The sequence below is a fragment of the Variovorax sp. FW301-JW7 genome (genome assembly GCF_058788795.1).
The window spans coordinates 26,161-50,665 of sequence record NZ_JBYTBC010000009.1 but is presented as its reverse complement, the minus strand read 5'-3'; the positions used below and the strand labels follow the sequence as shown (position 1 = coordinate 50,665).

Genomic DNA, 24,505 nt, shown 5'->3' with positions numbered 1-24,505 from the left:
GCGGCCCTTTGCGGGTGGCGGAGGCCGGCTGGCTTACTTGCCCAGCACGCCCAGTCGCTTGTTGATGAACCACTGCTGCGCGATCGACAGCACGTTGTTCGTGATCCAGTACAGCACCAGGCCGGCCGGGAAGAAGATGAACATCACGCTGAACGCGAGCGGCATGATCCACATCAGCTTGGCCTGCATCGGATCGGGCGGCGTCGGGTTGAGCCAGGTCTGGAACAGCGAGGTGGCCGTCATCACGATCGGCAGGATGTACCAGGGGTCCGGTGCCGAGAGGTCGGTGATCCAGCCGATCCACGGGGCGTGGCGCATTTCAACCGACGACAGCAGCACCCAGTACAGCGCAATGAACACCGGAATCTGGATCACGATCGGGAAGCAGCCGCCCATCGGATTGACCTTTTCGGTCTTGTAGATCCGCATCATTTCCTGCTGCATTTCCTGCGGCTTGTCCTTCAGCCGCTCGCGCATTTCCATGATCTTGGGGTTGATGGCCTTCATCTTGGCCATGCTGGCGTAGGCCTTGGCGTTGAGCCAGTAGAAGGCCGCCTTCAGCAGCACCACCAGCGCCACGATCGACCAGCCCCAGTTGCCCAGGATGCCGTGCAGCTGCGTGAGCAGCCAGTACAGCGGCTTGGAGATGATCGCGAAGATGCCGTAGTCCTTCACCAGGTCCAGGCCAGGGGCGATGGCTTCGAGCTTCTTTTCTTCTTCGGGGCCGGCGAACAGCGCGCTGTTCACGACCTGCGTGGCGCCCGGGGCGATCTTCGGCAGCGTGGCCACCATGGCGACGGTGAAGAGGTTGTCGCCCAGGTCCTTCACGCGGAATTCGCGGCGCAGCTGTTCGCTGGCCGGGTCGCCCTTGAGCAGCCAGGCCGACGCGAAGTAGTGCTGCACCATCGCGATCCAGCCGTCGTTGGCCGGCGGCGGCGGCTCGATCTTGCCCTTGGCGATGTCCTTGAAGTCGAGCTTGTGGAACTTCTTCTCGTTGGTGTACGCGGCCGGGCCGGTGAAGGTGTTGGTGCCGAACATGGTGCCGGCGGCCACGGTGCCGTGGCGCAGCAGCTGCATGTACAGCTGCGCGTCGCGCGGCTGGTCGCTCACGTTGACCACTTCGTGGCGCACGCCGATGACGTAGTCGTCACGCTTGAACACGTAGGTCTTGATGTACTTCAGGCCGCCGACGGGGGCGCTTTCGAAGCTCACTTCGAGCGTGTTCTGGCCGTCGGCCATCGCGCGCGGACCGGCCTTCGGCGTCATGGCCGTCAGGTGGTTGGGGAAGGCTTCGCCGGCGACGGGGTTCAGCAGGCCGGTCTGCGCCACGTAGCGCGTGGCGGGCGAACCGTTCTCGAACAGCACGACGCGCTTGGTGCGGTCGGCTTCGTCGTACTTGAGCAGTTCGAGGTGGTTGACCGTGGCGCCTTCGCTGTCGATCGTCGCCTTGAACAGGTCGGTGGTCACCACGACCTGCTCGCGCGGCGCGGCCGGGGCCGCCTGCGTGGGCACGGCACCTGCGGTGCCGCCGGCTGCGGCAGCCGCGGTCGGCACGCCGTTGTTCGTGGCAGTACCGGCAGCCGGTGCCGTGACGGCGGGCTTGGTCGACGGCAGGAAGGTCGGCTTGTTGCCGTTGAAGACCTGCCATTGGTCCCACAGCAGCACGAGCGAGAAACCAAAAATCACCCACAGGATCGTGCGGCGGATATCGTTCATGACGAAGACTTCTTGTCGGAGGAGAGAAGAGACGAAAACAGCGAGCCTGACCGCTCAGTGCGACGCTGTGATTTCGGTGGAACCGGATCGTGGCCGCCCTGGCACCAGGGCTGGCAGCGCGCGATGCGGTGCAGAGTCAGGTAGCTGCCCTTGAGCGCGCCGTGCACTTCCAGCGCCTCGATCGAATACACGGAGCAGGTCGGCGTGAAGCGGCACGACTGGCCGAGCCAGGGGCTCAGCAGCAGACGGTAGGCCTTCACGAGGCCGATCAACAGGCGTTTCATGCGGGAGCGCGTGCAGGGGAGGGGCCGGCCGGTGCCGGCGGGCGGCCGGCGCGCGCCAGCAATTGCTGGAGCTCGGCGCGCACGGCGGCCTTGAGCTGGTCCGAAGAGGCGCTCACGAATACCTTGCGATCGAAACCGGCGCGCAGACGCACCACGTGCGCGGCACGCGGCAAAGCAACGCCAGGCGCGGCGCTCACGGTGTAGATCTGGCGCTTGATGGCGTTGCGCGTCACCGCGCGGCGTGCCCAGCGCTTGGGCACCATGGCGCCCAGCCAGACCTCATCGGACGGAAACAGCGAAGCAGCGCCCGACGCAGAAGCATCGAGCGCACAGCGGTGCAATGCGAAATGGGCAGTGCGCGCCACGGTGGCACCTGCGAGGACGGCCTGGAATTGCGCGCGGGTCTTGAGCCGCTGCATGGAAGCCGGGCCGCGTACGTCGCTGCTGGCGGGGCCAGGCGCTGGGGCTGCAAGAGCCTGCGCGGACGTATCGGCGGCTGACAACGGCAGGTGAGGTGCCGTCAGACGGCCAGGCGCTTGCGGCCCTTGGCGCGGCGTGCGTTGATCACGGCGCGGCCGCCACGGGTCTTCATGCGGACCAGAAAGCCGTGGGTACGGGCGCGGCGGACTTTGGATGCTTGGTAAGTGCGTTTCATGATGGTTTCCTGATTCCCTGTTTGCGCCGGTTTCCGCATGAAGGCATGCACAAACCCGACGAGCGCTGGGGGAGCGAGTTTCGGATGGCCCCCGAAAGACGCTATGAAGGCTTTTCAGGGAAACCCGCAATTATCGCAAACATTGGCCGCCGGAACAATCTTCGACTGCATTTGCGGGCCTTTCCATGTGCACTGCAGCATGTGGATAAGGTTTTGACAAGTTAGAATGCCCGGCGCCTTCCAGCAGAGAATATCCACAATACCTATACAAGAAATGCCCGAAGGTTCCCTCACTTTTTCAAGCACCCATGTCGACTGACGGCATCGGCGAAAGCCTGTGGCAAGCCTGCGTCGACCAGCTCGCGCAGGAGCTGTCCGAGCAGCAGTTCAATACCTGGATCAAGCCCCTCCACGCGCAGGTCGCCGACGACCTTTCGCGCATGACAGTGTTCGTGGCCAACCGCTTCAAGCTCGACTGGATCCGTGCCCAGTACGCGGGCAAGATCGCGGCCATGGCCGAGAAGATGTACGGCCAGCCGGTCGCCATCGAGTTAGCGCTCGCTCCGCGTGAAGCCCCCGTCCGTGTTGCCCCTATGGCCGTCCTGGCCGAAACGGATGTGCCACGCGACGTGGCCGGTCCGGGCGAAGAGCCCGTTGCCGCCGGCTTCAAGAACCGCCTCAATTCGGGGCTCACTTTCGACACCCTGGTCGAGGGCACGGCCAACCGCATGGCGCGCGCTGCGGCGATGCACGTGGCCGGCATGCCGGGCCATCTTTACAACCCGCTTTTCATCTACGGTGGCGTCGGCCTGGGCAAGACCCACCTGATGCATGCGGTGGGTAACCGGCTGCTGGCCGACCGGCCCGATTCCAAAGTTCTCTACATCCACGCCGAGCAATTCGTGTCGGATGTGGTCAAGGCCTATCAGCGCAAGACTTTCGATGAGTTCAAGGAACGCTACCACTCGCTCGATCTGCTGCTGATCGACGACGTGCAGTTCTTCGCCAACAAGGACCGCACGCAGGAAGAGTTCTTCAACGCGTTCGAGGCCCTGCTGGCCAAGAAGTCGCACATCGTGATGACCAGCGACACCTACCCCAAGGGGCTGGCCGACATCCACGAGCGGCTGGTGTCGCGCTTCGATTCGGGCCTCACGGTGGCGATCGAGCCGCCCGAGCTCGAGATGCGCGTGGCCATTCTGATCAACAAGGCCCGCGTCGAAGGCACTGAAATGCCCGAGGAAGTCGCCTTCTTCGTGGCCAAGAACGTGCGCTCCAACGTGCGCGAGCTCGAAGGCGCCTTGCGCAAGATCCTGGCGTACTCGCGCTTCAACCAGAAGGAGATCTCGATCGCCCTGGCGCGCGAGGCGCTGCGCGACCTGTTGTCGATCCAGAATCGGCAGATCTCGGTCGAAAATATCCAGAAGACGGTGGCCGACTACTACAAGATCAAGGTCGCCGACATGTACAGCAAGAAACGCCCGGCCAGCATTGCGCGGCCGCGGCAGATCGCGATGTACCTGGCCAAGGAGCTCACGCAGAAGAGCCTGCCGGAAATCGGCGAGCTGTTCGGCGGTCGCGACCACACGACGGTGCTCCACGCGGTGCGCAAGATTTCGGGCGAGCGCCAGCAGCTCACCGAACTCAATCAGCAGCTGCACGTCCTCGAACAGACCCTCAAAGGCTGAAGCCGAATGTCATCAAGAACGCCCCTCGCGACAGCGGAGAATGGCGTCCTGAAAGCTGATTCAAAGAGATAAGAGAAGAGGAAGAAGACATGATCGTTTTGAAGGCAACCCAAGACAAAGTTCTTGCCGCGCTGCAGTCGGTGGCCGGCATCGTGGAACGGCGTCATACCCTGCCGATCCTGGCCAATGTGCTGATCCGCAAGACCGGCGGCCAGCTGCAGCTGACCACCAGCGACCTCGAGATCCAGATCCGCACCACCGCCGAACTCGGTGGCGACGAGGGCAACTTCACGACCACCATCGGTGCGCGCAAGCTGATCGACATCCTGCGCACCATGCCGGCCGACCAGACCGTGAGCCTCGAATCGAGCGCGAGCAAGCTGGTGCTCAAGGGTGGCAAGAGCCGCTTCACGCTGCAGTCGCTGCCCGCCGAAGACTTCCCGCTGGTGCAGGAAGCCGCCAATTTCGGCCCCGTGTTCAGCGTGCCGCAAAAGACGCTGAAAGACCTGCTCTCGCAGGTTTCGTTCGCGATGGCCGTGCACGACATCCGCTACTACCTGAACGGCATCCTGTTCGTGGCCGAAGGCAAGCAGCTGAGCCTGGTGGCCACCGACGGCCACCGCCTGGCGTTCTCGTCGGCCCTGCTCGACGTCGAAGTGCCGCGCCAGGAAGTGATCCTGCCGCGCAAGACCGTGCTCGAAATGCAGCGCCTGCTGTCGGACGCCGAAGGCGCCATCGAGATGCAGTTCGCGAACAACCAGGCCAAGTTCAGCTTCGGCGGCATGGAGTTCGTCACCAAGCTGGTCGAGGGCAAGTTCCCCGACTACAACCGCGTGATTCCCAAGAACCACAAGAACACCGTCACGCTCGGCCGTGCACCGCTGCTGGCCAGCCTGCAGCGCACCGCCATCCTGACCAGCGAGAAGTTCAAGGGCGTGCGCCTGAACATCGAGCCCGGCACGCTGCGCATCGCGTCGAACAACGCCGAGCAGGAAGAAGCCCAGGACGAGCTCGACATCGACTACGGCGGCGACAGCATCGAAATCGGCTTCAACGTCACCTACCTGATCGACGCGCTGTCGAACATGGACCAGGACATGGTCAAGCTGGACCTGGCCGACTCCAACAGCTCGGCCTTGTTAACCATCCCCGAGAACGCATCTTTCAAGTACGTCGTGATGCCGATGCGCATCTAGACCCCCCAGGACACAGCGCCTTGCGCACACAACCCGCGGCCCCCCGCGGGTTTGCGCTTTCAAGAGGCGGCGAATTGAGCTTTTGAGAGCCCGAAAAATCACGGGAAACCCGTGAGAGACAGAGGAATATCCGAATGAGTGCAGAAGAGAACAAGCCCGACGTGCCGCACACCGAGCCGGTCTATACCCCCGAAATCCAGATCGTGGCGCCCGAAGGCGTCCCCGCCGACACCAGCTACGGCGAAGGCTCGATCACGATCCTCGAAGGTCTGGAAGCCGTGCGCAAGCGCCCGGGCATGTACATCGGCGACACCTCCGACGGCACGGGCCTGCACCACCTCGTGTTCGAAGTGGTCGACAACTCCATCGACGAAGCGCTGGCGGGCCATTGCGACGACATCGTCGTCACGATCCACTCCGACAACTCGATCTCCGTCACCGACAACGGCCGCGGCATCCCGACCGGCGTGAAGATGGACGACAAGCACGAGCCCAAACGCTCGGCCGCTGAGATTGCGCTCACCGAACTGCACGCCGGCGGCAAGTTCAACCAGAACAGCTACAAGGTCTCGGGCGGCCTGCACGGCGTGGGCGTCTCGTGCGTGAACGCACTGAGCGTGAAGCTGCGCCTGATCGTGCGCCGCGAAGGCAAGATCCACGAGCTCGAATTCAGCCGCGGCTTCGTGCAGAACCGCCTGCTCGAGACCGTGAGCGGCGTCGAGGTCTCGCCCATGAAGATCATCGGCGACACCGACAAGCGCGGCACCGAAGTGCACTTCCTGCCCGACACGGAAATCTTCAAGGAAAACAACGATTTCCATTACGAGATCCTGAGCAAGCGCCTGCGCGAGCTGAGCTTCCTGAACAACGGCGTGCGCATCCGCCTGCTCGACGAGCGCACCGGCAAGGAAGACGACTTCTCCGGCGCCGGCGGCGTGCGCGGCTTCGTGGAGTTCATCAACAAGGGCAAGACCGTTCTGCACCCGAACTCGTTCTACGCAGCGGGCGAAAAGCCGGCCGATACCTACGGCGGCATCCCCGGCACGCACATCGGCGTCGAGGTGGCGATGCAGTGGAACAGCGGCTACAACGAGCAGGTCCTCTGTTTCACCAACAACATCCCGCAGCGTGACGGCGGCACCCACCTCACCGGCCTGCGCGCCGCGATGACCCGCGTCATCAACAAGTACATCGAAGAGAACGAGTTCGCGAAAAAGGCGAAGGTCGAGGTCACCGGCGACGACATGCGCGAAGGCCTGTGCTGCGTGCTGAGCGTGAAGGTGCCCGAGCCCAAGTTCTCGAGCCAGACCAAGGACAAGCTGGTGTCCAGCGAAGTGCGCGCGCCGGTGGAAGACATCGTCGGCCGCCTGCTGACCGACTACCTGCAGGAGCGCCCGAACGACGCCAAGATCATCTGCGGCAAGATCGTCGAGGCCGCCCGTGCCCGCGAAGCCGCCCGCAAGGCCCGCGAAATGACGCGCCGCAAGGGCGTGCTCGACGGCATGGGCCTGCCCGGCAAGCTGGCCGACTGCCAGGAAAAGGACCCCGCCCTGTGCGAGGTCTACCTGGTGGAGGGTGACTCCGCCGGCGGCTCCGCCAAGCAGGGCCGCGACCGGAAGTTCCAGGCCATCCTGCCGCTGCGCGGCAAGATCCTGAACGTCGAAAAGGCGCGCTACGAGAAGCTGCTCACCAGCAACGAAATCCTGACGATGATCACCGCGCTCGGCACCGGCATCGGCCGCGCCGGCGCGACCACCGCGGGCGGCGGCGCGGACGACTTCAACGTCGCCAAGCTGCGCTACCACCGCATCATCATCATGACCGACGCCGACGTGGACGGCGCGCACATCCGCACGCTGCTGCTCACCTTCTTCTACCGGCAGATGCCCGAGCTGGTCGAGCGCGGCCACATCTACATCGCGCAGCCGCCGCTGTACAAGGTGAAGGTCGGCAAGGAAGAGCAGTACCTGAAGGACGGCCCCGCGCTCGACGCCTTCCTGCTCAAGGTCGCACTGAAAGACGCGAGCATCGACACCGGCGGCGCCACCTCGACGACGCTCTCGGGCGACACCCTGGCCGAGCTGGCGCGCAAGCACCAGGTGGCCGAGGCCGTGATTGCGCGCCTGCGCAACTTCATGGACGCCGAAGCGCTGCGCGCCATCGCCGACGGCGTGGCGCTCGATCTCGACACGCCGTCCGCCGCCGAGGCCTCGGCCGTCGCGCTGCAGGCCAAGCTGCGCGAGCTCAACACGACCGGCGTGCCGGCCGAGGTGAGCAGCGAGTTCGACGCCCGCACCGACAAGCCGCTGCTGCGCATCAGCCGCCGCCACCACGGCAACATCAAGTCCAGCGTGATTTCGCAGGACTTCGTGCACGGCGCCGACTACGACGCGCTCGCGCAGGCCGCCAACACCTTCCGCGGCCTGCTGAGCGCAGAAGGCGCGCTGGTCAAGCGCGGCGAGGGCGAACGCGCCAAGGAAGAAAAGGTCGACGACTTCCGCCAGGCCATGAAGTGGCTGATCGGCGAAGCCGAGCGCGCCACGTCGCGCCAGCGCTACAAGGGTCTGGGCGAGATGAACCCCGAGCAGCTGTGGGAAACCACCATGGACCCGACCGTGCGCCGCCTGCTGCGCGTGCAGATCGACGACGCGATCGAAGCCGACCGCGTGTTCACGATGCTGATGGGCGACGAGGTGGAACCGCGCCGCGAGTTCATCGAGCAGAACGCGCTGCGCGCGTCGAACATCGACGTCTGATCGATCGATGGCGCGGCACCGGTGGTGTCGCGCTGTTCACCAAGGGGGCGCCTGCAAGCGCCCCTTTTTTTTGGCTCCTCTTACTGCTTGCGCTGCACGAACAGGTTGCGCTTCGCGTCCTCCGGGTACGCGAAGGTGATCTGCCCATTGCGCACCACGCCCATCACCAGCATGTTGGGCGACAGCGCGTCCTTGTCGTTTTCCGAGAACGACTTGTCGTAGGTCGTGACCACGCCGTAGTACGGCCGCTTGGGCTGCTCGAGCGAGGCCTTGATGAACGGGCCTTCGAGCTTGCCACTGGGCACATTGAACATCGCATGGGCCAGCAGGTACGTGGCGTCGTACGCCTGTGCGGCGGCCATCGGGACCGGAATGCGCCTGGTGTTGAATTTGCGCACGTAGTTGGACAGAAACGACGAGCGGCGCTCGTTGCTGGGCTCGGCGATGAAGCTCTGCGCCATCAACGCGCCTTCGGCGGCCTCCCGCGCGCCGTCGATGAACGATGGGAAGGACAGCGGCCAGGCGCCGACCTGCGGCACCTTCCAGTTCAGGGCCTGCCGGCCGCGTGCGATGACGGCGTTTTCGGGGCCCACGGTGTAGCTGAAGATGACGTCCGCGCCGGCCGCCTTGGCCTCCGACAGCTCTTTCGTCAGGTCTTTCACGCCGAGCTGGAAGCGGCCCACGTACACGGGCTTGAGGTTCCTGGTCGCCAGCGCCTTCTCCACATCCTTCACGCCCGCCTCGCCATAGCCGGTGGTGTCGTGCAGCACGGCAACCCGCTTCCAGCCCCGCGCCAGCAGGTCGTCGACCACGAAAGGCGCCTGGATGCTGTCCTTGGGCGAGGTGCGAAACACATAACTCGTGGCCGGCGGATAGGTCGAGGTCAGCGGCGAGCCGGTGGCGCAGGGCACGATCAGCGGCAATTTCGCGTCATTGAAAACTGCCAGTGAATTCATCGCCACACCGGTGTTGCAGAAGCCGATGGTGGCGACCACCTTTTCATGGACGAGGGCCTGGGATTGCGAACGGCCGATGTCCGGATTGGCCTGGTCGTCCTTGATCACCAGTTCGAGCGAGCGGCCAAGGTACCCGCCCACGGCATTGATTTCGTCGACGGCCATCTTCACGCCGTTGAGCATGGGCAGGCCGAAATCGGCCGATGGCCCCGTGAAAGGGCCGATGACGCCGATGCGGATCGGCGCGGCGGCAGGCGCGGACTGCTGTGCAGCGGCTTGGGCGGCCAGTCCAAAACCCATCAACAGAACAATGAATCGGCGATTTGGATGAGGCATTTGGATTGAGCGCTTTGGAGGAAAGGCCGAGCCTAATTTCTTTGTACCGCCTTCAATAGCTAGGGTATGCCCAGTCAATTGCGCTCAACTTCCGTCTTTTGTTGCCGATTCATCACGAGCAATGGAGGCTGAAGATTTCGCAGACCCAGGGGCCACGGTGGACCCACGCCACGCGAGGGCTGCGCCGACTCGGTGAGGGGTCCGTCACTGGGCGGTCTCGAGCCCCGTCTCAGGGTTTCCGATGAAAGGCTCCCGAAAAGTGTGAATGAGGCCCGTCACACGGGCGTCACCAGCTATGAAAACAATAGCATTCACCTGCGCAACGCAGAAGCTTCCTCGTAAACGCTATATCTAGCCCGACTCTTGCTAAGCAAAATTCCTGACGGATTTCCTGTCACGCAAGATCGAGGACACACAGAGCAATGAACCCCAAGCGTTTCCAACAGCCCGTGGCGGCACTGGTTCTGGGCGGCGCATCGATCGCCGCGGCCTTCCTCGGGGCCGTGTCGCCGGCCCATGCGTTCTCGAACCCGCCGATCCAGGTCGCGCAGGGCATCGAATACATGTGCGGCGGCGCCGCCAAGGGCGAGGCCGCCTTCCTGGAAATGGTCGCGCCGCGATGGGCCGCGACCATCGACTTCCGCGTGAACGACGGCAAGGGCGCGCAGCAGGCCGGCTTCCCGGCCAAGGCGGACATTCAGGTGCGCCAGAAATACACAGGCCAGACGGTGATGCAGGTGCAGACCCAGGCGCCTTACATGCTCGCGCGGCTCGAGCCGGGCGCCTACGACGTCGACGTGACGCTGGGCGGGCTCACGCTCACGCAGCAGCTGGTCGTGATCGCCGGCATCCCGGCGCGCGCCTCGTTCGTCTGGCCGTCGAACTTCGACATGGCCTCGATCGCACCGCCGCTGCCCCAGACGCAGGCGCTGGCGCAGACTTCCGCGCGCTGACCCGGCGCGGGCCGCTGCGGCCCGCGCGCCGTTAAGTTTTCCTTAAGTCGTGCCCGGCACAGTGCTTTCCTGAGTGGCCTGTCGCCACCACCGCCCGGAAAGGAAGGCTTCGATGTCTCTCACCACCACCACCCCCCTGTTTCTGTTCTCGCACGCGCGGCCCATCGCCGCGGCGACGGGCGCCGCCTTGCTCGTGCTGCTCGGCGGTGCGCTCTCGGCGCAGCCGGCCCAGGCCGCGGTGAACCCGCCGATCCTCATGGCGCACGGCGTCGAGTACATGAGCGGCGGCATCGGCCGGGACGAGGCGCAGCTGATGGAAACCGTGTCGCCGCGCTGGCCCGCGAGCTTCGAATTCGCGATCAAGGACGGGCGCCGCGCCGACTTCGCGGCCGGCGTGCATGTCACCGTGCGCGACAGCCACGGCACCGCGCTGCTCAACAACGTGGTCTCGGGCGGACCGTTCATGGTGGCGCGGCTCGAGCCGGGCCGCTATGAAGTGGAGGCTCGCATCGGCGGCCAGACGCTCAAGCAAACGCTGCAGGTGTCGCTGGGCGCGCCGGCCAAGGCCGTGTTCGAATGGCCGGCGGGCACCGACATGGCCTCCGCCGGCACGCGCACGGTGCGGTAAGCACAGCGGCACCGCGCCGCAACGGACACCGAACCGTCACGCCCGCGGCGCCCCAACGCCCGCTATCCGGTTGCCTTGCGCTATAGAAAAAATAGCGACCCAGGCAGCTTTCGACGCCTTGAATGCGCGGCATGCGCCTTGCAGATGACGTGTCCCGGGCCATGCCCGCGCCTCCCCCGCCCTGATGCCGATCCGTCCCCTGAGCGTCCTGACCGCGCTGCTGCACGTCTACATCGCGCTGCGCCTGCTGCCCGCGCTGGCGTCGCTCACGCCTGCGTGGCCGCTCGCGCTCGTGCTGCTGGCGGTGTCGGCGGTCACGATGCCGCTACCGTTCGTGTCGCGCAGCCAGAAGGCCGGCCGCAAGGCGAAGCCCGCGGGCGAAACGCTGCACTGGATCGGCCTGATCAGCATGGGCTGGTTCTCCTCGCTGTTCATCCTGACGCTGGTGCGCGACTTCGGCCTGCTGCTGGCCTGGCTCGCGAGCGCGCTCGGCGGCCTGCTGGTGCCCTGGGACAAGGTCGGGCCCTGGAGTGCGCTGGCGGTGCTGGCGCTGGCCACGGGCGTGTCGCTCATCGGCTTCGTCAACGCGCGTCGCACGGCCGGCGTGAAGCAGGTCGACGTGCCCATTCGCGGCCTGCCCGCGGCGCTGGCCGGCTTCACGATCGCCCAGCTCAGCGACATCCACGTGGGTCCGACGATCCGCAGCGGCTACATCCAGCGCATCGTCGATGCGGTGAACGGGCTCGGCGCCGACGCCATCGCGATCACCGGCGACCTGGTGGACGGCAGCGTGCCCGAACTGCGCGAGCACATCGCGCCGCTGGCGGGCCTGCGCGCGCGCCACGGCACCTTCGTGGTCACGGGCAACCACGAGTACTACGCGGGCGCGCATGCCTGGATCGACGAGCTGCGCCGCCTCGGACTGAAGGTGCTGCTGAACGAACACGTGGTGCTGCAGACGCGCAACGTGCGCGGCGCGCAGACCGACGAAGAGCTGTTCGACAGCGCCCTGGTGCTGGCCGGCGTGACCGACTTCACCGCCGGCCACTTCGATGCCGCGCACGCAAGCGATCCGCATCTGGCGCTGTACGACGCGCCGCCGCTGGTCCACACGCGCGTGCTGCTGGCGCACCAGCCGCGCAGCGCACCGGTGGCGGCCGCGGCCGGCTACCAGCTGCAGCTGTCGGGCCACACGCACGGCGGCCAGTTCTTCCCGTGGAACCTGTTCGTGCCGATGCAGCAGCCGTTCACGGCCGGCCTGCACCGGCTGCACGACATGTGGATCTACGTGAGCCGGGGCACCGGCTACTGGGGGCCGCCGAAGCGTTTCGGCGCGCCGTCGGAAATCACGCTGGTGACGCTGGTCCCGGCGCCACCCTGAAACGCAGCGGCGTCAGGCCTGCAGTTCGGCCAGCAGCCGCCGTGCGTTCGAGGTGGCGGCGGCGTGGATCGGCTTCAGGCCTTCGCGCGCAATGCGCACCGCCACACCCGTGAGCTGACCCGCCGTGCTGGCGCCGCGCGCCGTGGCCTGCACGAGCGCGTCGCCATGCGTGGCCGCCTGGGCCGGCGTGAAGCTGCCGGCCAGCGAGAAGAGGGCGGTGGTGCCCTGCAGCCATTGCTGCCACGCGCGCTGGGCCAGCGAGGCCTGGCTGCTGTGCCATTGCTTCGCCATCGCCAGGCCCGATTCGCTCGCCGCGGCGAGCTTTTCGTGGCCCATCAGCTGAAATTCTGCGAGATCGGCGGCGCTGGGCGTAAGCCCGGCTCTCGCGATGCGCTCGGTGCGCATGCGGATCACCGTGCCTGACGACAGCAGGGTTTCGTGGGTCTTGAGGGCCAGGTCGACCCATTGCATCAGCGGGCTGGCCACGCGGGCGGTGGTACTGAAGGACGACATGGGAAGAGGGCACGTAGGGGAACAGAGGGGCACTATAGGCCTGCAAAGTGAAAATTGTTGCAGTGCAACAATTCCTGACCGTCATTTCACCGATCGATTGCTTTCTGCGGGCAATATTTAACGTTTGTTGTGGTTGTTGCCGGCATCTGCGCGCAAGCGCCGTGCACGCGCCTCGGTGACGAGGTAGGCGACCAGCGCCACGGCCAGCGGCAGCAGGTAGTACAGCGCGCGGTAGGCCAGCAGCGCGCCCAGCAGCCGGGTTTCCGCCACTTGGTGCGCCAGCAGCGCGACGAACACCGCCTCGAGCACGCCGAGCCCCGCCGGCACATGCGTGACCACGCCCGCCACGGCCGCGACCAGCAGCACCGCGAGCACCTGCGGATACCCGACCTCGCCCTGCAGCAGCACCCAGATCACGCCGCCGATGAGCGACCAGTTGACGCAGGACAGCGCCAGCTGCAGCAAGGCCATCGGCAAGCCCGGCGTGCGCAGCGCATGGCCGCGCACGCGCCAGACGTGGCCATCGGAGAACGCGCACAGCGCCAGGTACGCCAGCGACACCATCAGCAGCACCGCGCCGAGCAGGCGCAAGCCGCCGCCGTCGATCTTCCAGTCGGGCGGCAGCGCCATCGGCCAGAAGCAGAACGCTGCGCCGGCCACCACGAGGTAGCCGAGCCAGTTGGTCAGCATGCTGAAGCCCAGCACGCGCGTGATGGTCTCGTTGCCGAGCCCCAGGCGCGAGTACAGCCGGTAGCGAAAGGCCACGCCGCCCACCAGCGAGCCGAAGTTGAGGTTGAAGGCGTAGCTGATGAAGGTCACGCCAACCACGGTGCCCGCGCCGAGCCGGTGCTTCGTGAGGTGGCGCCCGAGCAGGTCGTAGGTGCTGTAGAGCGCGAAGCTGGCGGCGGCCAGCGCGCCGGCCGCGAGCAGCGTGAGAGCCGGCAGCGCGCGCAGCGCAGCGAACACCTCGGCCCAGTCGATGGTGCGCGCCTGCTTCAGCAGCAGCCAGGCGATGCCGCCGAAGAAGGCCCAGATCGCCACGCGCCGCACCCATGGCCACCAGGGCCGGTGCGTGAGCGCGAGCGAGGCGCTCATGCGGTCTCCGTGCGCGCCGTGCCTTCGTCGCCGGCGCGCTTCTTCTGCTGCGCCATCAGGTCGGTCGCCTCGGCCGGCGTGAGACGCGGCACGTGGCGTGGCAGGCGGTTGAACCACGACGGGTACCAGCGCAAGAAGTGGAAGACGAAGAAGCTGCGCACCAGCCGCCAGCCGCTCCACTCGCTGGCCAGGTCGTCCGGGCCGATCTGCTTGCAGCTGTGCTGCATGAGATGGTCCATGCGCTCCCACAGCAGGTGGTTGAACGCGGTGTCGCGCACGACCACGTTGGCCTCGAGGTTCAGCGACAGGCTCAGCGGGTCGAGGTTGCTCGAGCCCACGGTGCTCCAGCGGTCGTCCATGAGCGCGACCTTGCCGTGCAGCGGGCGGTCGCAGTACTCGTAGATGCGCACGCCCGCGTGCAGCAGGTGGTGGTACAGCATGCCGGCGGCCGTCTTCACGATCGGCATGTCGGGCTCGCCCTGCAGGATGAGGCGGACATCGACGCCGCGCCGCGCCGCGCGCCGCAGCTCCTTGATGAGCCGGTAGCCCGGAAAGAAGTACGCGTTGGCGATCACGATGCGCTCGCGCGCGGCGCGGATCGCGGCGCGGTAGTGGCGCTCGATGTCGTTGGTGTGGCGGCGGTTGTCGCGCGTGACGAAGATCGCGTCGGCCTCGCCCGCCGCGGCCTGCAGTTGCGACACGGGCGGCGCCTGCTTCAGCCTTCGACGGAACCAGCCCACGCCCTTGCCGCCGACCGCGATGGCACGCAGCACGAACTGATGGATCTCCGCCACGATCGGCCCCGCCAGCTCGACCGCGTAGTCCTGCTTGGCCTTGGGGCCGAAGTCGAGCAGGTGATCGGCCGAGTAGTTGATGCCGCCCACGAAAGCGCGCTCGCCGTCGACCACCACGATCTTGCGGTGCATGCGGCGGAACACGTTGAGCCGCTGGCCCAGGAAGCGCTGGCCCGGGTCGAACACGCGCACCTTGACGCCCGCCGTGGCCAGGCTTTCGAGGTATTCGCGCGAGAGGTCGGGCGAGCCGAAGCCGTCGATCATCAGGTCGACCTTCACGCCGCGCTGCGCCGCCGCGCGCATGGCCGCGTGCAGCGCCAGGCCCACCTTGTCCTCGAAGAGGATGAAGGTCTCGATGATCACTTCGCGCTGCGCCGCGCCAATGGCCTCGAACACGCGCGGAAAGAATTCCTCGCCGTTCTCCAGCAGGTCGATGCGGTTGCCGCCGGTCCAGTGGCCGGCGCGCTCGGGGGTGTCACGCATGGGGGCCTCGGTGCTCACAGGTCGATGTCCGCCACCAGCGGGGCGTGGTCCGACAGATGCGACCAGGGCCGGCGCGGCAGCACCACGGGCGCGTGCGCGCCCGCGTTGCGCACGTAGATGCGGTCCAGCGGCAGCAGCGGCAGGCGCGCCGGAAAGGTGCGCGCGGCGCGGCCGTGGGCATGCACGAACACCTCGCGCAGCGACGCGCCTTCGGCCAGCACGTCGTGCGCGCGGGCGCGCCAGTCGTTGAAGTCGCCCGCGACGATCAGCGGCGCGTCGGCCGGCACCTCGTCGCGCACGATGTGGCACAGCAGTTCCAGCTGCTGCTGACGGTGCGCCTCGGCCAGCCCGAGGTGCGCACAGATCACATGCACGTCGACCGTGCGCCCGGGCAGGCGCAGCACGCAGTGCAGCAGGCCGCGCTTCTCGGGGCCGCTCACCGACACGTCGTGGTTGCGGAAATGCACGATCGGAAACTTCGACAACACGGCGTTGCCGTGGTGCCCCTTCGGATACACCGCGTTGCGCCCGTAAGCGAACTGCGGCCACATGGTGTCGGCCAGGAATTCGTAGTGCGGCGCCTCGGGCCAGTTGTTCACGGTGCGCGAATGGCGCGCGTGCGTGCCCATCACCTCCTGCAGGAACACCACGTCGGCGCCCACGGTGCGCACCGCATCGCGCAGCTCCGGAAGGATGAAGCGGCGGTTGAGCGCCGTGAAGCCCTTGTGGGTGTTCACGGTCATGACCTTGAGCGAGGTCGGCGGGGCGGCCAGGGCCGGCTCAGGCAGCGCAGAAGAAGGGGAAGAGGACATCGGTGCTGTCGTTGTACGTGGCCGCGCCCGCGCCGACTGTAGGAACGCGCCACCTTCTTCGCGTGCCTTTCACGCAAGGGCGGCGGGCTCCTACAGGCAGGCCTGCCGCCCCCCCACACAGCGCCCGAAACGAGGCTCCTACGGTGATTTCAAAGCCGATGCCATCCCACTCACTGGACAAGCACTCGCGCTTTGCCTTTTCTTCATCTCCCGAAAGGAGCATTCCATGATGACCACCCTGCAACGCCTGACGATCCCCGCCGCACTGCTCGCCGCCCTGCTGGGCGCCGGCACCGCACAGGCCCAGAAGCCGGCACCTGCTGAACCGATGGCGGGCGATAGCGCGATGCCCGCCTCGCGCGAGGCCGTGAAGGCCGAGGCCCGCGCGCAGAACCGCAACAACGCCAACAGCGTGGTGCCCAAGGGCGAGGCCAGCACCACCGTGAACCACCAGCCCAACGCGATGCCGTCGCCCACCGGCGAGCGCTCGCGCGCGGAGGTGCGCGCCGAGGCGCAGCACGTGAAGCCGCGCTTCGGCCAGCCGGGCGAACGCCCGGCGGTGCCGACCAACCCGACCGAGAAGACGGGCACGCCGCAGTAACACCGCGCCCGCCCACGAAAAAGCCCGCGATGCGCAAGGCATCGCGGGCTTTTTCCTGCCCTTTCCTGGAGGCCGGCTCCCTTCAGCCGGCCGCCCGGTCGTCAGCTCTTGGCAGGCGCTGCACCGTGGTGGCCTTCATGCCCACCGCGATGGAAGCGATGGCCGTGGCCCGCGAACTTCGCGGTCTCGGCGTCGAAGGTCTTCTGCTGCTCGGGCGTCAGCGCGGCATAGAAGGTCTTGGTCGCTTCGGCGCGCTTGGCGAACCGGGCGCTGCGCTCGGCCTGGCGGGCCTGCATGTGCTCCAGGCGCTGGGGCGTGGTCAGCTTCGCGAACTCGGCGCGGTCCATGCGCTGCGGGCGGGCGGCACCGGCCGGCGGCTGGCTGGCCTCGGTGAAGCTGCTCCACGCGCCTTCCTGGGCGCTGGTGAGCTTGAGCTTGTCCTTCAGCGCGGCCATGCGCTTGGCACGGTGCTCCTTCATGCGCTCCATGCGCTGGGCCGGGTCCATGCGCTGGTGCTGCGCCTTGGGTGCGGCGGTGGCGTCGGCGGGGGCCGTGGCGGCCGTGGGTGCGGCCGTCGACGGCGTGGTGGCGGCCGGCGCCTGAGCGAAGGCACCCGAAGAGGCGAGGGCGGCCGAACCCAGCAGGCTGGCCCAGACGATGCGTTGGCGAAGAGAGATCATGAGAGTCGCTTCCTTTCGAAGAAGTCCGCCACCAAAGGGCAGCGGGTGAGACGAAGTGTGGAACGTCTCTGTAACGCGTCCGTGAGCCGAACGTGAGCGTGCGTAAAGAAGCATGAACCGCAGCGCGGTCCTGCCGCCTGCAGCGTGACTTATTTGGGCCGGGGCGCCTTCAACCCGCGGTCGGGCGCCTGCAGCTTGCCGGCGCGAACCGAACGTCGCGCCGACTTGCGGCAGGCGAGCGACCACAGGCTCAACCCAGCTTGCCGTTCTGGAAGTCGTGCACCGCCTGCTTGATCTGTTCCTGTGTGTTCATCACGAAGGGGCCGTACTGCGCGATGGGCTCGTTCAGCGGCTTGCCGGCGATCAGCAGCGCGCGCGCCGGGCTGTGGTTGCTGGCGCCGGCGCGCAGCACCGTGCCGTCGCTGCCGGGGTCGTTCGCCAGGATGGCCATGCGCCGCGTCGGCACCTCGCTGCCCGCGATCCACAGCGACTCGCGGAACACGTAGACCAACGCGTTGTGGTCGGGCGGCAGCGGCTGCGCGAACTCGGCGCCGGGCGGCAGCGTGATGTCCAGGTACAGCGGCTGGGTGTGCGCGCGCTGCTCCGCGCCCACGACGCCGTGGCTGGTGCCGGCGATCACGCGCACATGCGCACCGCTGGCGGTGGTGAACTCGGGGATCTCGTGGCTCTGGATGTCGCGGTACCAGGGCTCGCGCATCTTGTCCTTCGCCGGCAGGTTGAGCCACAGCTGGAAGCCTTCCATCAGGCCTTCTTCCTGCTCGGGCAGCTCGCTGTGCACGAGGCCGCGGCCGGCCGTCATCCATTGCACGCCGCCGTTCTCGAGCAGGCCTTCGTGGCCCGCGCTGTCGCGGTGGCGCATGCGCCCGGCGATCATGTAAGTGACCGTTTCGAAGCCCCGGTGCGGGTGGTTCGGAAAGCCACCGATGTAGTCGCCCGGGTTGTCGCTGCCGAAGGCATCGAGCATCAGGTAGGGGTCGAGCCGCTTCTGCAGCGGCTGCTGCAGCACGCGGGTGAGTTTGACGCCGTCGCCGTCACTGGTGGAAACACCGGCCACGATGTGGTCGATGCCGCGCGGGGTGGCGACGGGATCGGTGGGGTGGTGGTGGGCATGAACGTTCGTCATGCCGCCCATGGTGGCACCAAAGCCCCGACCGCGCCACCGGTGGGGGCGCCCACTGCCGGTGGGGTTCAGCTCAGCGCGGCCACTGCTGGCGCTGCCAGTAGCAGTACTGCCAGCGCGTCTCGAAGCCCGCGCGGCGGTACAGGGCCAGCGCCGGCTGGTTCTGCGCGTCGACCTGCAGGAATACGCGCTCGACGCCGCGCGCCAGTGCCGCCTGCGCCAGGCCGGCGAGCACGCGCCCGGCCAGGCCGCGCCCGCGCTGCGACTGTTCGGTGCGCATGCCATGCACGCTGGCCCAGCCGTGGCCGAAGGCCATGGCGCCGGCCGCCACGGTGGCGCCGTTTTCGCGCACGCTCGCAAAGAGCGAACCCGTGGCGCGCGACAGCGAGCGCACGCGGTGCACGCCATCGACCGGGTCGAAACCCTCGCCGAGGAACAGCGCGGCCCAGGCCGGGTCGGGTGTCGCGTCGACATCGGCCAGCCGCACGTCCGCCGCGACGAGGTCGCGCATGCGCCGTGCCAAGCCGGTCTGCACGCAGATCGGGCTGTCGGCCACGTAATGCCGGCGGGCGAGTTCGGCGCGCAGCGTGTCGAAGCAGGCAGCGTCGGCCAGCCGCAGCGCGGGCGCGACCTGGCGGCTGTCGCAGCGGTCTTCGATGCGGTCCAGCGTGGCGGGCTCGACCGGGTCGCGGTGCAGCGGCACGGCGGAGCGGGCACGTTTGACGGTGCCGCGGTCGAAGGGCAGCAGCCAGCCGTCGAGTTCCTCGCAGGCTTCGGGTGCGACCGCCGCGACGGTGGCGCGCTCGATGGCTTCGATGTCGTGCGGGGCAATGCTCATTGCACGGCTTCCGGCGGCGCGTACTTGGCCGCGGCCACGCTCTTGAGCAGCGCCTCGCGCTGGTTGCGGCTGATGCCGCGCACGCTCTCGGCCACCCACTTGGTTCGGTCGGGATCGATCTGGCCGTCGCGCCGCCATTGCTCGAGCACGGCCTGCGGCTTGTGCAGCATGGCCGCGAGCCAGACCGCCTGCGCCGGCTCGAGCGTGCGCGCGCTGCGCTTGAAGTAGCGCCGCGCCGCGGCCTCGCCGCCGCACAGGTTGCCGCCCCACGGGGCGTTGTCGAGGTACAGCTGCAGAATGCGGGCCTTGCCCAGCGTCTGTTCCATCTCGACCGCGTAGAGCAGCTCGCGCAGCTTGCGCTCGGCCGTGCGGTCGCTGCCGGTGACCAGCAGCTTGGCCAGCTGCTGCGTGAGCGTGCTGCCGCCGCGCCGGGTCTGGCCGGGCTTCTGGTTGTGGTCGATCGAGGCGAGGATCTCGGTCAGGTCGTAGCCGGCGTGGCTGAAGAAGCGCTGGTCTTCCGCCGCGATGACGGCGCGCGCCAGCCAGCTGTCGTTGGCCAGCTTGGCCGACGGGCCGCAGCTGGTGCGCGCGCCCAGCATGGCCTCGGTGCCAAGCCCCTCGACGGTGAACTGGCTGATGGCCGGCTGCACCGCGAAGGTGGCGTCGGGCAGCAGCAGCTGCGCCTGCAGCGCCAGCGTGCCGCCGATGCGGGCGCGCTGCAGTTCGGGCAGCGCCGGCACCAGCACGGCATACCAGCGGGCGATGGGCGCGTCCTGCACGCGGACGTCGAGTTGCAGGTTCTTCGGCGCCAGGCGGCCGGTCCAGGTGCCCTGCAGCAGGGCGTTGCTGTCGGCTGCCTGCGGCGTGGCCTCGAAGGTGCCGGCCAGCGTGTTGCCGTCGCGCCGCACGGTGGCCACCAGCCGCTCGACCTTGATGGGCTGTGTACCGAGCGCAGGCACGTCGGCGCTGCACGGCGCGCAGCGCATCTGCTGCTGGCCGGTTTTGTCGTCCCAGGTGAAATGCACGGTGCCGAAGCGGGTGTCCAGCGCGTGGCCGTTCAGCCGCGGCGCGAACCAGGACGAGGTGGCCAGGCGCACCGCAGTCGGCACGCCGACCTCGAAGTCGAGCGGACCGGCCTTGACCGTGGTGCTCCACTCGCCCGCGGAGGGGGCAAGGGCGATCTTGGCTATCAGGAAGATAGCCACCAGGGCTGTCAGCACCAGGGCCAGCAGCCCGTAAATCACGAATCTCAGGGTCTTCTTCACAAACACGTTCTCATCACATCGGTCTTGCCACGGTGACAGCTTGCCACGGACCGTGCGACTGGCCGCTGGCCGCCGCCCAGTACCAAGCCGAAGTGTCGGTGAAAGCCGTGCCTTGGGCGTCGACGATGCGCTCGCAGACGCGGAAATTTGCCGTACCGTGCCGTTGCGCCACAAAACAGCGCCACATCCGCTCCTGCGCGTCGCGTTCCAGCCGCGCCTGCTTGATGCGGTAGCCCAGCGCGCGGTAGCAGTCGGCGGCCGGATGCAGCATGCGCGTGGGCCGGTTCACGGCGCGCATCACCAGCGTCTGCTGGCCGTCGGTCATGCGGCCGATGGCGCCCGGAAAGCGATCGGCAAAGCGCTGCTCGACCTCGCTCAGCGCCAGCGGGCGCAGCGGCACGCCGTCCCACTGGCTGGGCCATTCGTGGGAACCCACGGCGTCAGCCTCTTCAGCGGGCGCGCGCAGCGCCGCCGCAGCCGACCAGAGCACGCACAGCAGCATCGCCAGCGCGAACGCGCTCTTGTGGCCCACGCGGTTGATGAAATGGTTGGCGAACCAGCGCTCAACGAACGGTATCGACACGGCGGCCTCCTTCGGCGGTGATCAGGCCCGGCAGCGGGCGTTCGAGCTCGATGCGCGGCGCCACGCGCGCCGGCACCATCAGGCGCGCGATGGCGCCGCACACCACGGCCAGCAGCACCAGCCCCAGCGCGTTGTGCGCCCAGGGCGCGAGCGCGTGGCCGGCGCCTTCGCAGGCGATCAGCACGCTGTTGCGCACGATGTTGCCGGCCAGCACCAGCAGGCCGACCGCCGGCAGGCGGCGCAGGAAGGCGCGGTCGCTGCGCCGCGCCCACAGCGCGACCGCGCAGGCCGTGAAATAGCCCAGCCACACCATCTGCACGCCCGAGCAGGGCGCGTCGACGATCACCAGGCGGCCGTCGACCATCAGCGTCGCGCCTTCGCGCGCCACCTCGAAACCCGGCGCGAGCAGCCAGCGGCTGGCCTCGGCCGTCACCACGCGCAGCGGGTAGCCGGCGTAGAACTGCAGCGACGACAGCAGCGGCAGCGCCAGCACCGACAGCCCGGCCACCGGCAGCGCCGCCACGCCACGCGGCAGGAAGGCCAGCAGCCCGGCCGCGAGCGACAGCACCGCCACCAGGCCCGAGGCCAGCGGCGGCAGCGCGGGCAGGCCACCGAGCCCCGTGCGCAGCAGCGTGGCGAGCACGGTGCCGGCTCCGGCCAGCGCCAGCCAGCCCAGGCGCGGCGAGGCGCGCAGCTCGCGCCGGCACTGCCAGGCCAGCGCCGCCAGGGTGACCAGCGCCACGAGGCCCAGCGGATCGTCGGAACCGTCCTGCAGGCGGCGCGCCATCCAGGCCCAGGTGGGCGCGAGCGCGGCGCACTGCAGCGCGAGCCAGCCGAAGGCCGGCGTGCGGTCGATGCGGATGGCCCAGTCCACGACGCGCGGATGGTGGTGGGCCAGGGTTGCCAGAGACATGGTCGTGCGTCCTGTGTTCAAGCAGTAAAGCGGCGCGGATCGTTGCGGCGCGCGCGGCGGCGCAGCATGGCCAGCATCGACAGCACCACGGCGATCGCGCCCAGCGTTTCCGGCTCCGGCGTGCTCGGCACCTCGGCGCCCAGTGCCAGGTCGCTCACGCCCTGGGGCATCGGCAGCGGCTGGTTCACGTCCACGCTGTTCTGCGGCGCCACGTTGCGCACCACCTTGTCCACCGCGATGAAGCTGGTGTACTGCGTGAGCAGGCTGTACTTCAGGCCCAGCTCGGTGATGCGGTCCTTGAAGGCGGCGCTGCCCTCGAGCGCTTCCTGGTCGCTCAGGCTCTGGATGCGGTGGCGTGCCCACAGCGTGCGCAGCGCGGCGGTGTCCTGGCGCGTCTGCGGCGTGATGCGCACTTCCTCGCGGTACGGGCCGGTGGCGGCCTGGCCTTCGATGATCACGCGGCCCTTGGCCTCGCCACGCCACTTGCCGAACACGATCACGGGGCGCTCGCCCAGCACGTCGGGCAGCGCCTGCGGCTCCACGTCGTACACGTCCAGCCCGCCGAAGGTGGCCTTCACGTTCGTGAGCACGGGTGACTCCACCATGCGGCGAAAGCGCGCGGCCTGCTCGGGTGCCTGCACCGGGTCGGTGATGATGAAGGGCTCGCCCATGCCGGCGCGCGCGATGCCTTCCATGAGGCTGCGGTTCACCGACGAGCCGATGCCGAAGGCGAACACGTTGGCCTTGGAGAGGTTGTTGCGCACCAGCTCGAAGGCTTCGCGCTCGACCGTCACGTAGCCGTCGGTCACCACCACCACGGTGCGCGACACGTTCGTGGCCTTGGGTTCGGCGTACACGCGCTTGAGCGCCGGGATCAGCTCGGTGCTGCCGCTGCCGCTGTAGTTCTTGATGGTGGCGAGCGCCTGCTCGATGTTGGCGCGCGTGGCCGGCACCGACTGCGGCGACAGCATCTTGTTGCTGCCCGAGAACAGCAGCACGTTGAAGGTGTCGCTGGGGCGCAGGCCGCCGATCAGGCGCTCGAGCACGGTCTTGGCGGTATCGAGCGGAAAGCCGTGCATCGAGCCCGAGATGTCGACCACGAAGATGTAGTCGCGCGGCGAGATGGCGCTGGCGGTCACGGCCTTGGGCGGCTCGACCATGGCGAGAAAGAAGTTTTCTGCGTTCTCGCCCTGGCCCTTGTAGAGCATGAGGCCCGACTCGATCTTCTCGCCCGCCAGGCGGTAGTCGAGCACGAAGTCGCGGTTGTCGGCGGGGCGGCCGTCGGCACCGAGCGTGATGTCGGCGTGCTGGTCTTCGTCGCGCTTCTTCACGTCGATGGTGTGCGTGGCGGAGCGGATTTCCTTCAGGCCCATCGGCGTGTCGATGCTCGCCGTGAGCTTGAAGCTCGTGCTCGGTGCCACGCCGGCGCGCAGCGTGGGCTGCGCCGGCCACTTCGCCTGTGCGTTCTCCGACTGCGGGCTGTTGTAGCGCGGCCCGACCACGGTCGGGAACACGAACTGGTAGTTGCCCGACTGCGGCACCAGCAGCTCGGTGTAGCGCAGCTCGACCTTCACGTCGTCGCCCGGCAGGATGTTGGCGACGTTCATCTGGAACACGTTGGGCAGGTGCTGCTCGAGCAGCGCGGCGGTCTTGCCTTCCTTCTTGGCGGTGTCGTATTCGATCTTCGCCTGCTGCTTCTCGCGGATCTGCGCCGTGATCAGGCGGTCGGCCAGGCGCACGTTGAGGCCGCTCACCGCCGCCTTGGTGGAACCGGGGAACACGTACTTCGCCTCGATGGCGCGCTGGCCTTCGTTGCGGTAGGTCTGCGTGACCGTGACATCGGCGATCACGCCCGAAATCTTGACCGAGACCTCGGTGCCCTTCAGCGGCAGGCGATCGACCGAGGGGTCGTCGCTCTTGACGAAGAAGTACGGGCTCTCGGTCTTCAGGCGCGGACCGGCGGGCGCTTCCTGCGCGTGGACCGGGCGGGCGCCCATGGCGATGAAACCCACGGTGGCCAGGCTCACGGTGGCGAGCCAGAGCCAACGGCCGGGGCGTGGGGTGGTGGGGGTGTCCATGGCGGGTGTCCTTCTGCGTGCGAACTTGCACGGCCCTCACTGTCGTGAGCGTGCGAGAAGGCAGTTGGAAGGCGCGTTGAAGTCGCCACAACCGGATGCGCCGCTGTGTGAAGTCTGTGTGAAGTGCGCGGCGCGGCGGCTTCATACGGCCTTCGGATCG

23 protein-coding genes are annotated in these 24,505 nt (G+C 67.8%); 7 read left to right on the top strand and 16 right to left on the bottom strand.

All coding sequences use genetic code 11. The features are described 5' to 3' along the window. Nucleotides 1-33: 33 nt before the first annotated feature. The 4 genes from yidC to rpmH all read right to left on the bottom strand — a co-directional run bounded on the left by yidC (nucleotide 34) and on the right by rpmH (nucleotide 2,655). The gene (gene yidC / locus AC3WQM_RS22990; protein ID WP_492681967.1) at nucleotides 34-1,716 is read right to left on the bottom strand and encodes a membrane protein insertase YidC; all 1,683 of its coding nucleotides are present in this window, start codon (nucleotides 1,714-1,716) and stop codon (nucleotides 34-36) included. Next, nucleotides 1,713-2,000 (bottom strand): membrane protein insertion efficiency factor YidD, encoded by a 288-nt coding sequence (gene yidD, locus AC3WQM_RS22985; RefSeq protein ID WP_099794243.1) that lies wholly within the window; start codon nucleotides 1,998-2,000, stop codon nucleotides 1,713-1,715. Before yidD ends, yidC begins: the two co-directional genes overlap by 4 nt. Next, a complete protein-coding gene (locus tag AC3WQM_RS22980) occupies nucleotides 1,997-2,419 on the bottom strand; it encodes a ribonuclease P protein component (RefSeq protein WP_489060452.1) in 423 nt (140 codons plus the stop codon). Before AC3WQM_RS22980 ends, yidD begins: the two co-directional genes overlap by 4 nt. Nucleotides 2,420-2,520: 101 nt before the next feature. After that, a complete protein-coding gene (gene rpmH / locus AC3WQM_RS22975) occupies nucleotides 2,521-2,655 on the bottom strand; it encodes a 50S ribosomal protein L34 (protein WP_007834827.1) in 135 nt (44 codons plus the stop codon). 308 nt (nucleotides 2,656-2,963) lie between these two features. Between rpmH and dnaA the strand changes: the two genes are divergently transcribed. From dnaA to gyrB, 3 genes are all read left to right on the top strand, one after another. After that, nucleotides 2,964-4,343, top strand: a complete 1,380-nt coding sequence (gene dnaA / locus AC3WQM_RS22970; protein ID WP_489060450.1) for a chromosomal replication initiator protein DnaA — start codon at nucleotides 2,964-2,966, stop codon at nucleotides 4,341-4,343. 89 nt (nucleotides 4,344-4,432) lie between these two features. Further along, nucleotides 4,433-5,539: a DNA polymerase III subunit beta gene (gene dnaN / locus AC3WQM_RS22965; protein ID WP_099794246.1), complete on the top strand. Its 1,107-nt coding sequence runs from the start codon at nucleotides 4,433-4,435 to the stop codon at nucleotides 5,537-5,539. 134 nt (nucleotides 5,540-5,673) lie between these two features. Next, nucleotides 5,674-8,295 carry a DNA topoisomerase (ATP-hydrolyzing) subunit B gene (gyrB, locus tag AC3WQM_RS22960; RefSeq protein WP_492681965.1) on the top strand — a complete coding sequence of 874 codons (2,622 nt, stop codon included), beginning with the start codon at nucleotides 5,674-5,676 and terminating at the stop codon, nucleotides 8,293-8,295. An 80-nt stretch (nucleotides 8,296-8,375) separates the two neighbouring features. On the opposite strand, the gene AC3WQM_RS22955 is transcribed toward gyrB, so the two are convergent. Further along, nucleotides 8,376-9,551, bottom strand: coding sequence for an ABC transporter substrate-binding protein (locus tag AC3WQM_RS22955; RefSeq protein ID WP_492682303.1), 1,176 nt, complete (start codon nucleotides 9,549-9,551; stop codon nucleotides 8,376-8,378). A 458-nt stretch (nucleotides 9,552-10,009) separates the two neighbouring features. Here AC3WQM_RS22955 and AC3WQM_RS22950 point away from each other — a divergent pair, with 458 nt between their 5' ends. From AC3WQM_RS22950 to AC3WQM_RS22940, 3 genes are all read left to right on the top strand, one after another. Beyond that, on the top strand, nucleotides 10,010-10,540 hold the full coding sequence (locus AC3WQM_RS22950; RefSeq protein ID WP_492681963.1) for a hypothetical protein: 531 nt from the start codon (nucleotides 10,010-10,012) through the stop codon (nucleotides 10,538-10,540). Between the two features lie 112 nt (nucleotides 10,541-10,652). After that, the gene (locus tag AC3WQM_RS22945; RefSeq protein ID WP_492681961.1) at nucleotides 10,653-11,168 is read left to right on the top strand and encodes a hypothetical protein; all 516 of its coding nucleotides are present in this window, start codon (nucleotides 10,653-10,655) and stop codon (nucleotides 11,166-11,168) included. Between the two features lie 184 nt (nucleotides 11,169-11,352). Continuing rightward, the gene (locus tag AC3WQM_RS22940; RefSeq protein ID WP_492681959.1) at nucleotides 11,353-12,549 is read left to right on the top strand and encodes a metallophosphoesterase; all 1,197 of its coding nucleotides are present in this window, start codon (nucleotides 11,353-11,355) and stop codon (nucleotides 12,547-12,549) included. Between the two features lie 12 nt (nucleotides 12,550-12,561). On the opposite strand, the gene AC3WQM_RS22935 is transcribed toward AC3WQM_RS22940, so the two are convergent. The 4 genes from AC3WQM_RS22935 to AC3WQM_RS22920 all read right to left on the bottom strand — a co-directional run bounded on the left by AC3WQM_RS22935 (nucleotide 12,562) and on the right by AC3WQM_RS22920 (nucleotide 16,246). Beyond that, nucleotides 12,562-13,062 (bottom strand): polyhydroxyalkanoate granule-associated phasin, encoded by a 501-nt coding sequence (locus AC3WQM_RS22935; RefSeq protein ID WP_492681957.1) that lies wholly within the window; start codon nucleotides 13,060-13,062, stop codon nucleotides 12,562-12,564. A gap of 117 nt (nucleotides 13,063-13,179) precedes the next feature. Continuing rightward, on the bottom strand, nucleotides 13,180-14,157 hold the full coding sequence (locus AC3WQM_RS22930) for a lysylphosphatidylglycerol synthase domain-containing protein (RefSeq protein ID WP_492681955.1): 978 nt from the start codon (nucleotides 14,155-14,157) through the stop codon (nucleotides 13,180-13,182). Continuing rightward, complete coding sequence (clsB, locus tag AC3WQM_RS22925; protein WP_492681953.1) at nucleotides 14,154-15,434, bottom strand: cardiolipin synthase ClsB; 1,281 nt, start codon at nucleotides 15,432-15,434, stop codon at nucleotides 14,154-14,156. Before clsB ends, AC3WQM_RS22930 begins: the two co-directional genes overlap by 4 nt. 14 nt (nucleotides 15,435-15,448) lie before the next feature. Beyond that, entirely contained in the window at nucleotides 15,449-16,246 is a 798-nt protein-coding gene (locus AC3WQM_RS22920) for an endonuclease/exonuclease/phosphatase family protein (RefSeq protein ID WP_492681951.1), read from the bottom strand. Between the two features lie 226 nt (nucleotides 16,247-16,472). Here AC3WQM_RS22920 and AC3WQM_RS22915 point away from each other — a divergent pair, with 226 nt between their 5' ends. Continuing rightward, a complete protein-coding gene (locus AC3WQM_RS22915) occupies nucleotides 16,473-16,847 on the top strand; it encodes a serine/threonine protein kinase (protein WP_492681949.1) in 375 nt (124 codons plus the stop codon). A 101-nt stretch (nucleotides 16,848-16,948) separates the two neighbouring features. Here AC3WQM_RS22915 and AC3WQM_RS22910 read toward each other — a convergent pair whose 3' ends face one another. The 7 genes from AC3WQM_RS22910 to AC3WQM_RS22880 form a co-directional block, all read right to left on the bottom strand. Beyond that, nucleotides 16,949-17,527 (bottom strand): Spy/CpxP family protein refolding chaperone, encoded by a 579-nt coding sequence (locus tag AC3WQM_RS22910; protein WP_489060437.1) that lies wholly within the window; start codon nucleotides 17,525-17,527, stop codon nucleotides 16,949-16,951. 250 nt (nucleotides 17,528-17,777) lie between these two features. Next, nucleotides 17,778-18,671, bottom strand: a complete 894-nt coding sequence (locus AC3WQM_RS22905; RefSeq protein ID WP_492681947.1) for a pirin family protein — start codon at nucleotides 18,669-18,671, stop codon at nucleotides 17,778-17,780. A 70-nt stretch (nucleotides 18,672-18,741) separates the two neighbouring features. Beyond that, nucleotides 18,742-19,506: a GNAT family N-acetyltransferase gene (locus tag AC3WQM_RS22900; protein WP_492681945.1), complete on the bottom strand. Its 765-nt coding sequence runs from the start codon at nucleotides 19,504-19,506 to the stop codon at nucleotides 18,742-18,744. After that, nucleotides 19,503-20,750, bottom strand: coding sequence for a biosynthetic peptidoglycan transglycosylase (locus AC3WQM_RS22895; RefSeq protein WP_492681943.1), 1,248 nt, complete (start codon nucleotides 20,748-20,750; stop codon nucleotides 19,503-19,505). The genes AC3WQM_RS22900 and AC3WQM_RS22895 overlap by 4 nt, the downstream gene beginning before the upstream one ends. 34 nt (nucleotides 20,751-20,784) lie before the next feature. Continuing rightward, nucleotides 20,785-21,354: a hypothetical protein gene (locus AC3WQM_RS22890; RefSeq protein ID WP_492681941.1), complete on the bottom strand. Its 570-nt coding sequence runs from the start codon at nucleotides 21,352-21,354 to the stop codon at nucleotides 20,785-20,787. Then, nucleotides 21,335-22,267, bottom strand: a complete 933-nt coding sequence (gene xrtQ, locus AC3WQM_RS22885; RefSeq protein ID WP_492681939.1) for an exosortase Q — start codon at nucleotides 22,265-22,267, stop codon at nucleotides 21,335-21,337. Before xrtQ ends, AC3WQM_RS22890 begins: the two co-directional genes overlap by 20 nt. A gap of 17 nt (nucleotides 22,268-22,284) precedes the next feature. Continuing rightward, nucleotides 22,285-24,345: a VIT and vWA domain-containing protein gene (locus AC3WQM_RS22880; RefSeq protein WP_492681937.1), complete on the bottom strand. Its 2,061-nt coding sequence runs from the start codon at nucleotides 24,343-24,345 to the stop codon at nucleotides 22,285-22,287. Nucleotides 24,346-24,505 lie beyond the last annotated feature (160 nt).

Coding starts and splice junctions, on each gene's coding strand:
- yidC (WP_492681967.1), bottom strand. CDS start 1,716: ATGAACGATATCCGCCGCACGATCCTGTGGGTGATTTTTGGTTTCTCG.
- yidD (WP_099794243.1), bottom strand. CDS start 2,000: ATGAAACGCCTGTTGATCGGCCTCGTGAAGGCCTACCGTCTGCTGCTG.
- AC3WQM_RS22980 (WP_489060452.1), bottom strand. CDS start 2,419: ATGCAGCGGCTCAAGACCCGCGCGCAATTCCAGGCCGTCCTCGCAGGT.
- rpmH (WP_007834827.1), bottom strand. CDS start 2,655: ATGAAACGCACTTACCAAGCATCCAAAGTCCGCCGCGCCCGTACCCAC.
- dnaA (WP_489060450.1), top strand. CDS start 2,964: ATGTCGACTGACGGCATCGGCGAAAGCCTGTGGCAAGCCTGCGTCGAC.
- dnaN (WP_099794246.1), top strand. CDS start 4,433: ATGATCGTTTTGAAGGCAACCCAAGACAAAGTTCTTGCCGCGCTGCAG.
- gyrB (WP_492681965.1), top strand. CDS start 5,674: ATGAGTGCAGAAGAGAACAAGCCCGACGTGCCGCACACCGAGCCGGTC.
- AC3WQM_RS22955 (WP_492682303.1), bottom strand. CDS start 9,551: ATGGGTTTTGGACTGGCCGCCCAAGCCGCTGCACAGCAGTCCGCGCCT.
- AC3WQM_RS22950 (WP_492681963.1), top strand. CDS start 10,010: ATGAACCCCAAGCGTTTCCAACAGCCCGTGGCGGCACTGGTTCTGGGC.
- AC3WQM_RS22945 (WP_492681961.1), top strand. CDS start 10,653: ATGTCTCTCACCACCACCACCCCCCTGTTTCTGTTCTCGCACGCGCGG.
- AC3WQM_RS22940 (WP_492681959.1), top strand. CDS start 11,353: ATGCCGATCCGTCCCCTGAGCGTCCTGACCGCGCTGCTGCACGTCTAC.
- AC3WQM_RS22935 (WP_492681957.1), bottom strand. CDS start 13,062: ATGTCGTCCTTCAGTACCACCGCCCGCGTGGCCAGCCCGCTGATGCAA.
- AC3WQM_RS22930 (WP_492681955.1), bottom strand. CDS start 14,157: ATGAGCGCCTCGCTCGCGCTCACGCACCGGCCCTGGTGGCCATGGGTG.
- clsB (WP_492681953.1), bottom strand. CDS start 15,434: ATGCGTGACACCCCCGAGCGCGCCGGCCACTGGACCGGCGGCAACCGC.
- AC3WQM_RS22920 (WP_492681951.1), bottom strand. CDS start 16,246: ATGTCCTCTTCCCCTTCTTCTGCGCTGCCTGAGCCGGCCCTGGCCGCC.
- AC3WQM_RS22915 (WP_492681949.1), top strand. CDS start 16,473: ATGATGACCACCCTGCAACGCCTGACGATCCCCGCCGCACTGCTCGCC.
- AC3WQM_RS22910 (WP_489060437.1), bottom strand. CDS start 17,527: ATGATCTCTCTTCGCCAACGCATCGTCTGGGCCAGCCTGCTGGGTTCG.
- AC3WQM_RS22905 (WP_492681947.1), bottom strand. CDS start 18,671: ATGACGAACGTTCATGCCCACCACCACCCCACCGATCCCGTCGCCACC.
- AC3WQM_RS22900 (WP_492681945.1), bottom strand. CDS start 19,506: ATGAGCATTGCCCCGCACGACATCGAAGCCATCGAGCGCGCCACCGTC.
- xrtQ (WP_492681939.1), bottom strand. CDS start 22,267: ATGTCTCTGGCAACCCTGGCCCACCACCATCCGCGCGTCGTGGACTGG.
- AC3WQM_RS22880 (WP_492681937.1), bottom strand. CDS start 24,345: ATGGACACCCCCACCACCCCACGCCCCGGCCGTTGGCTCTGGCTCGCC.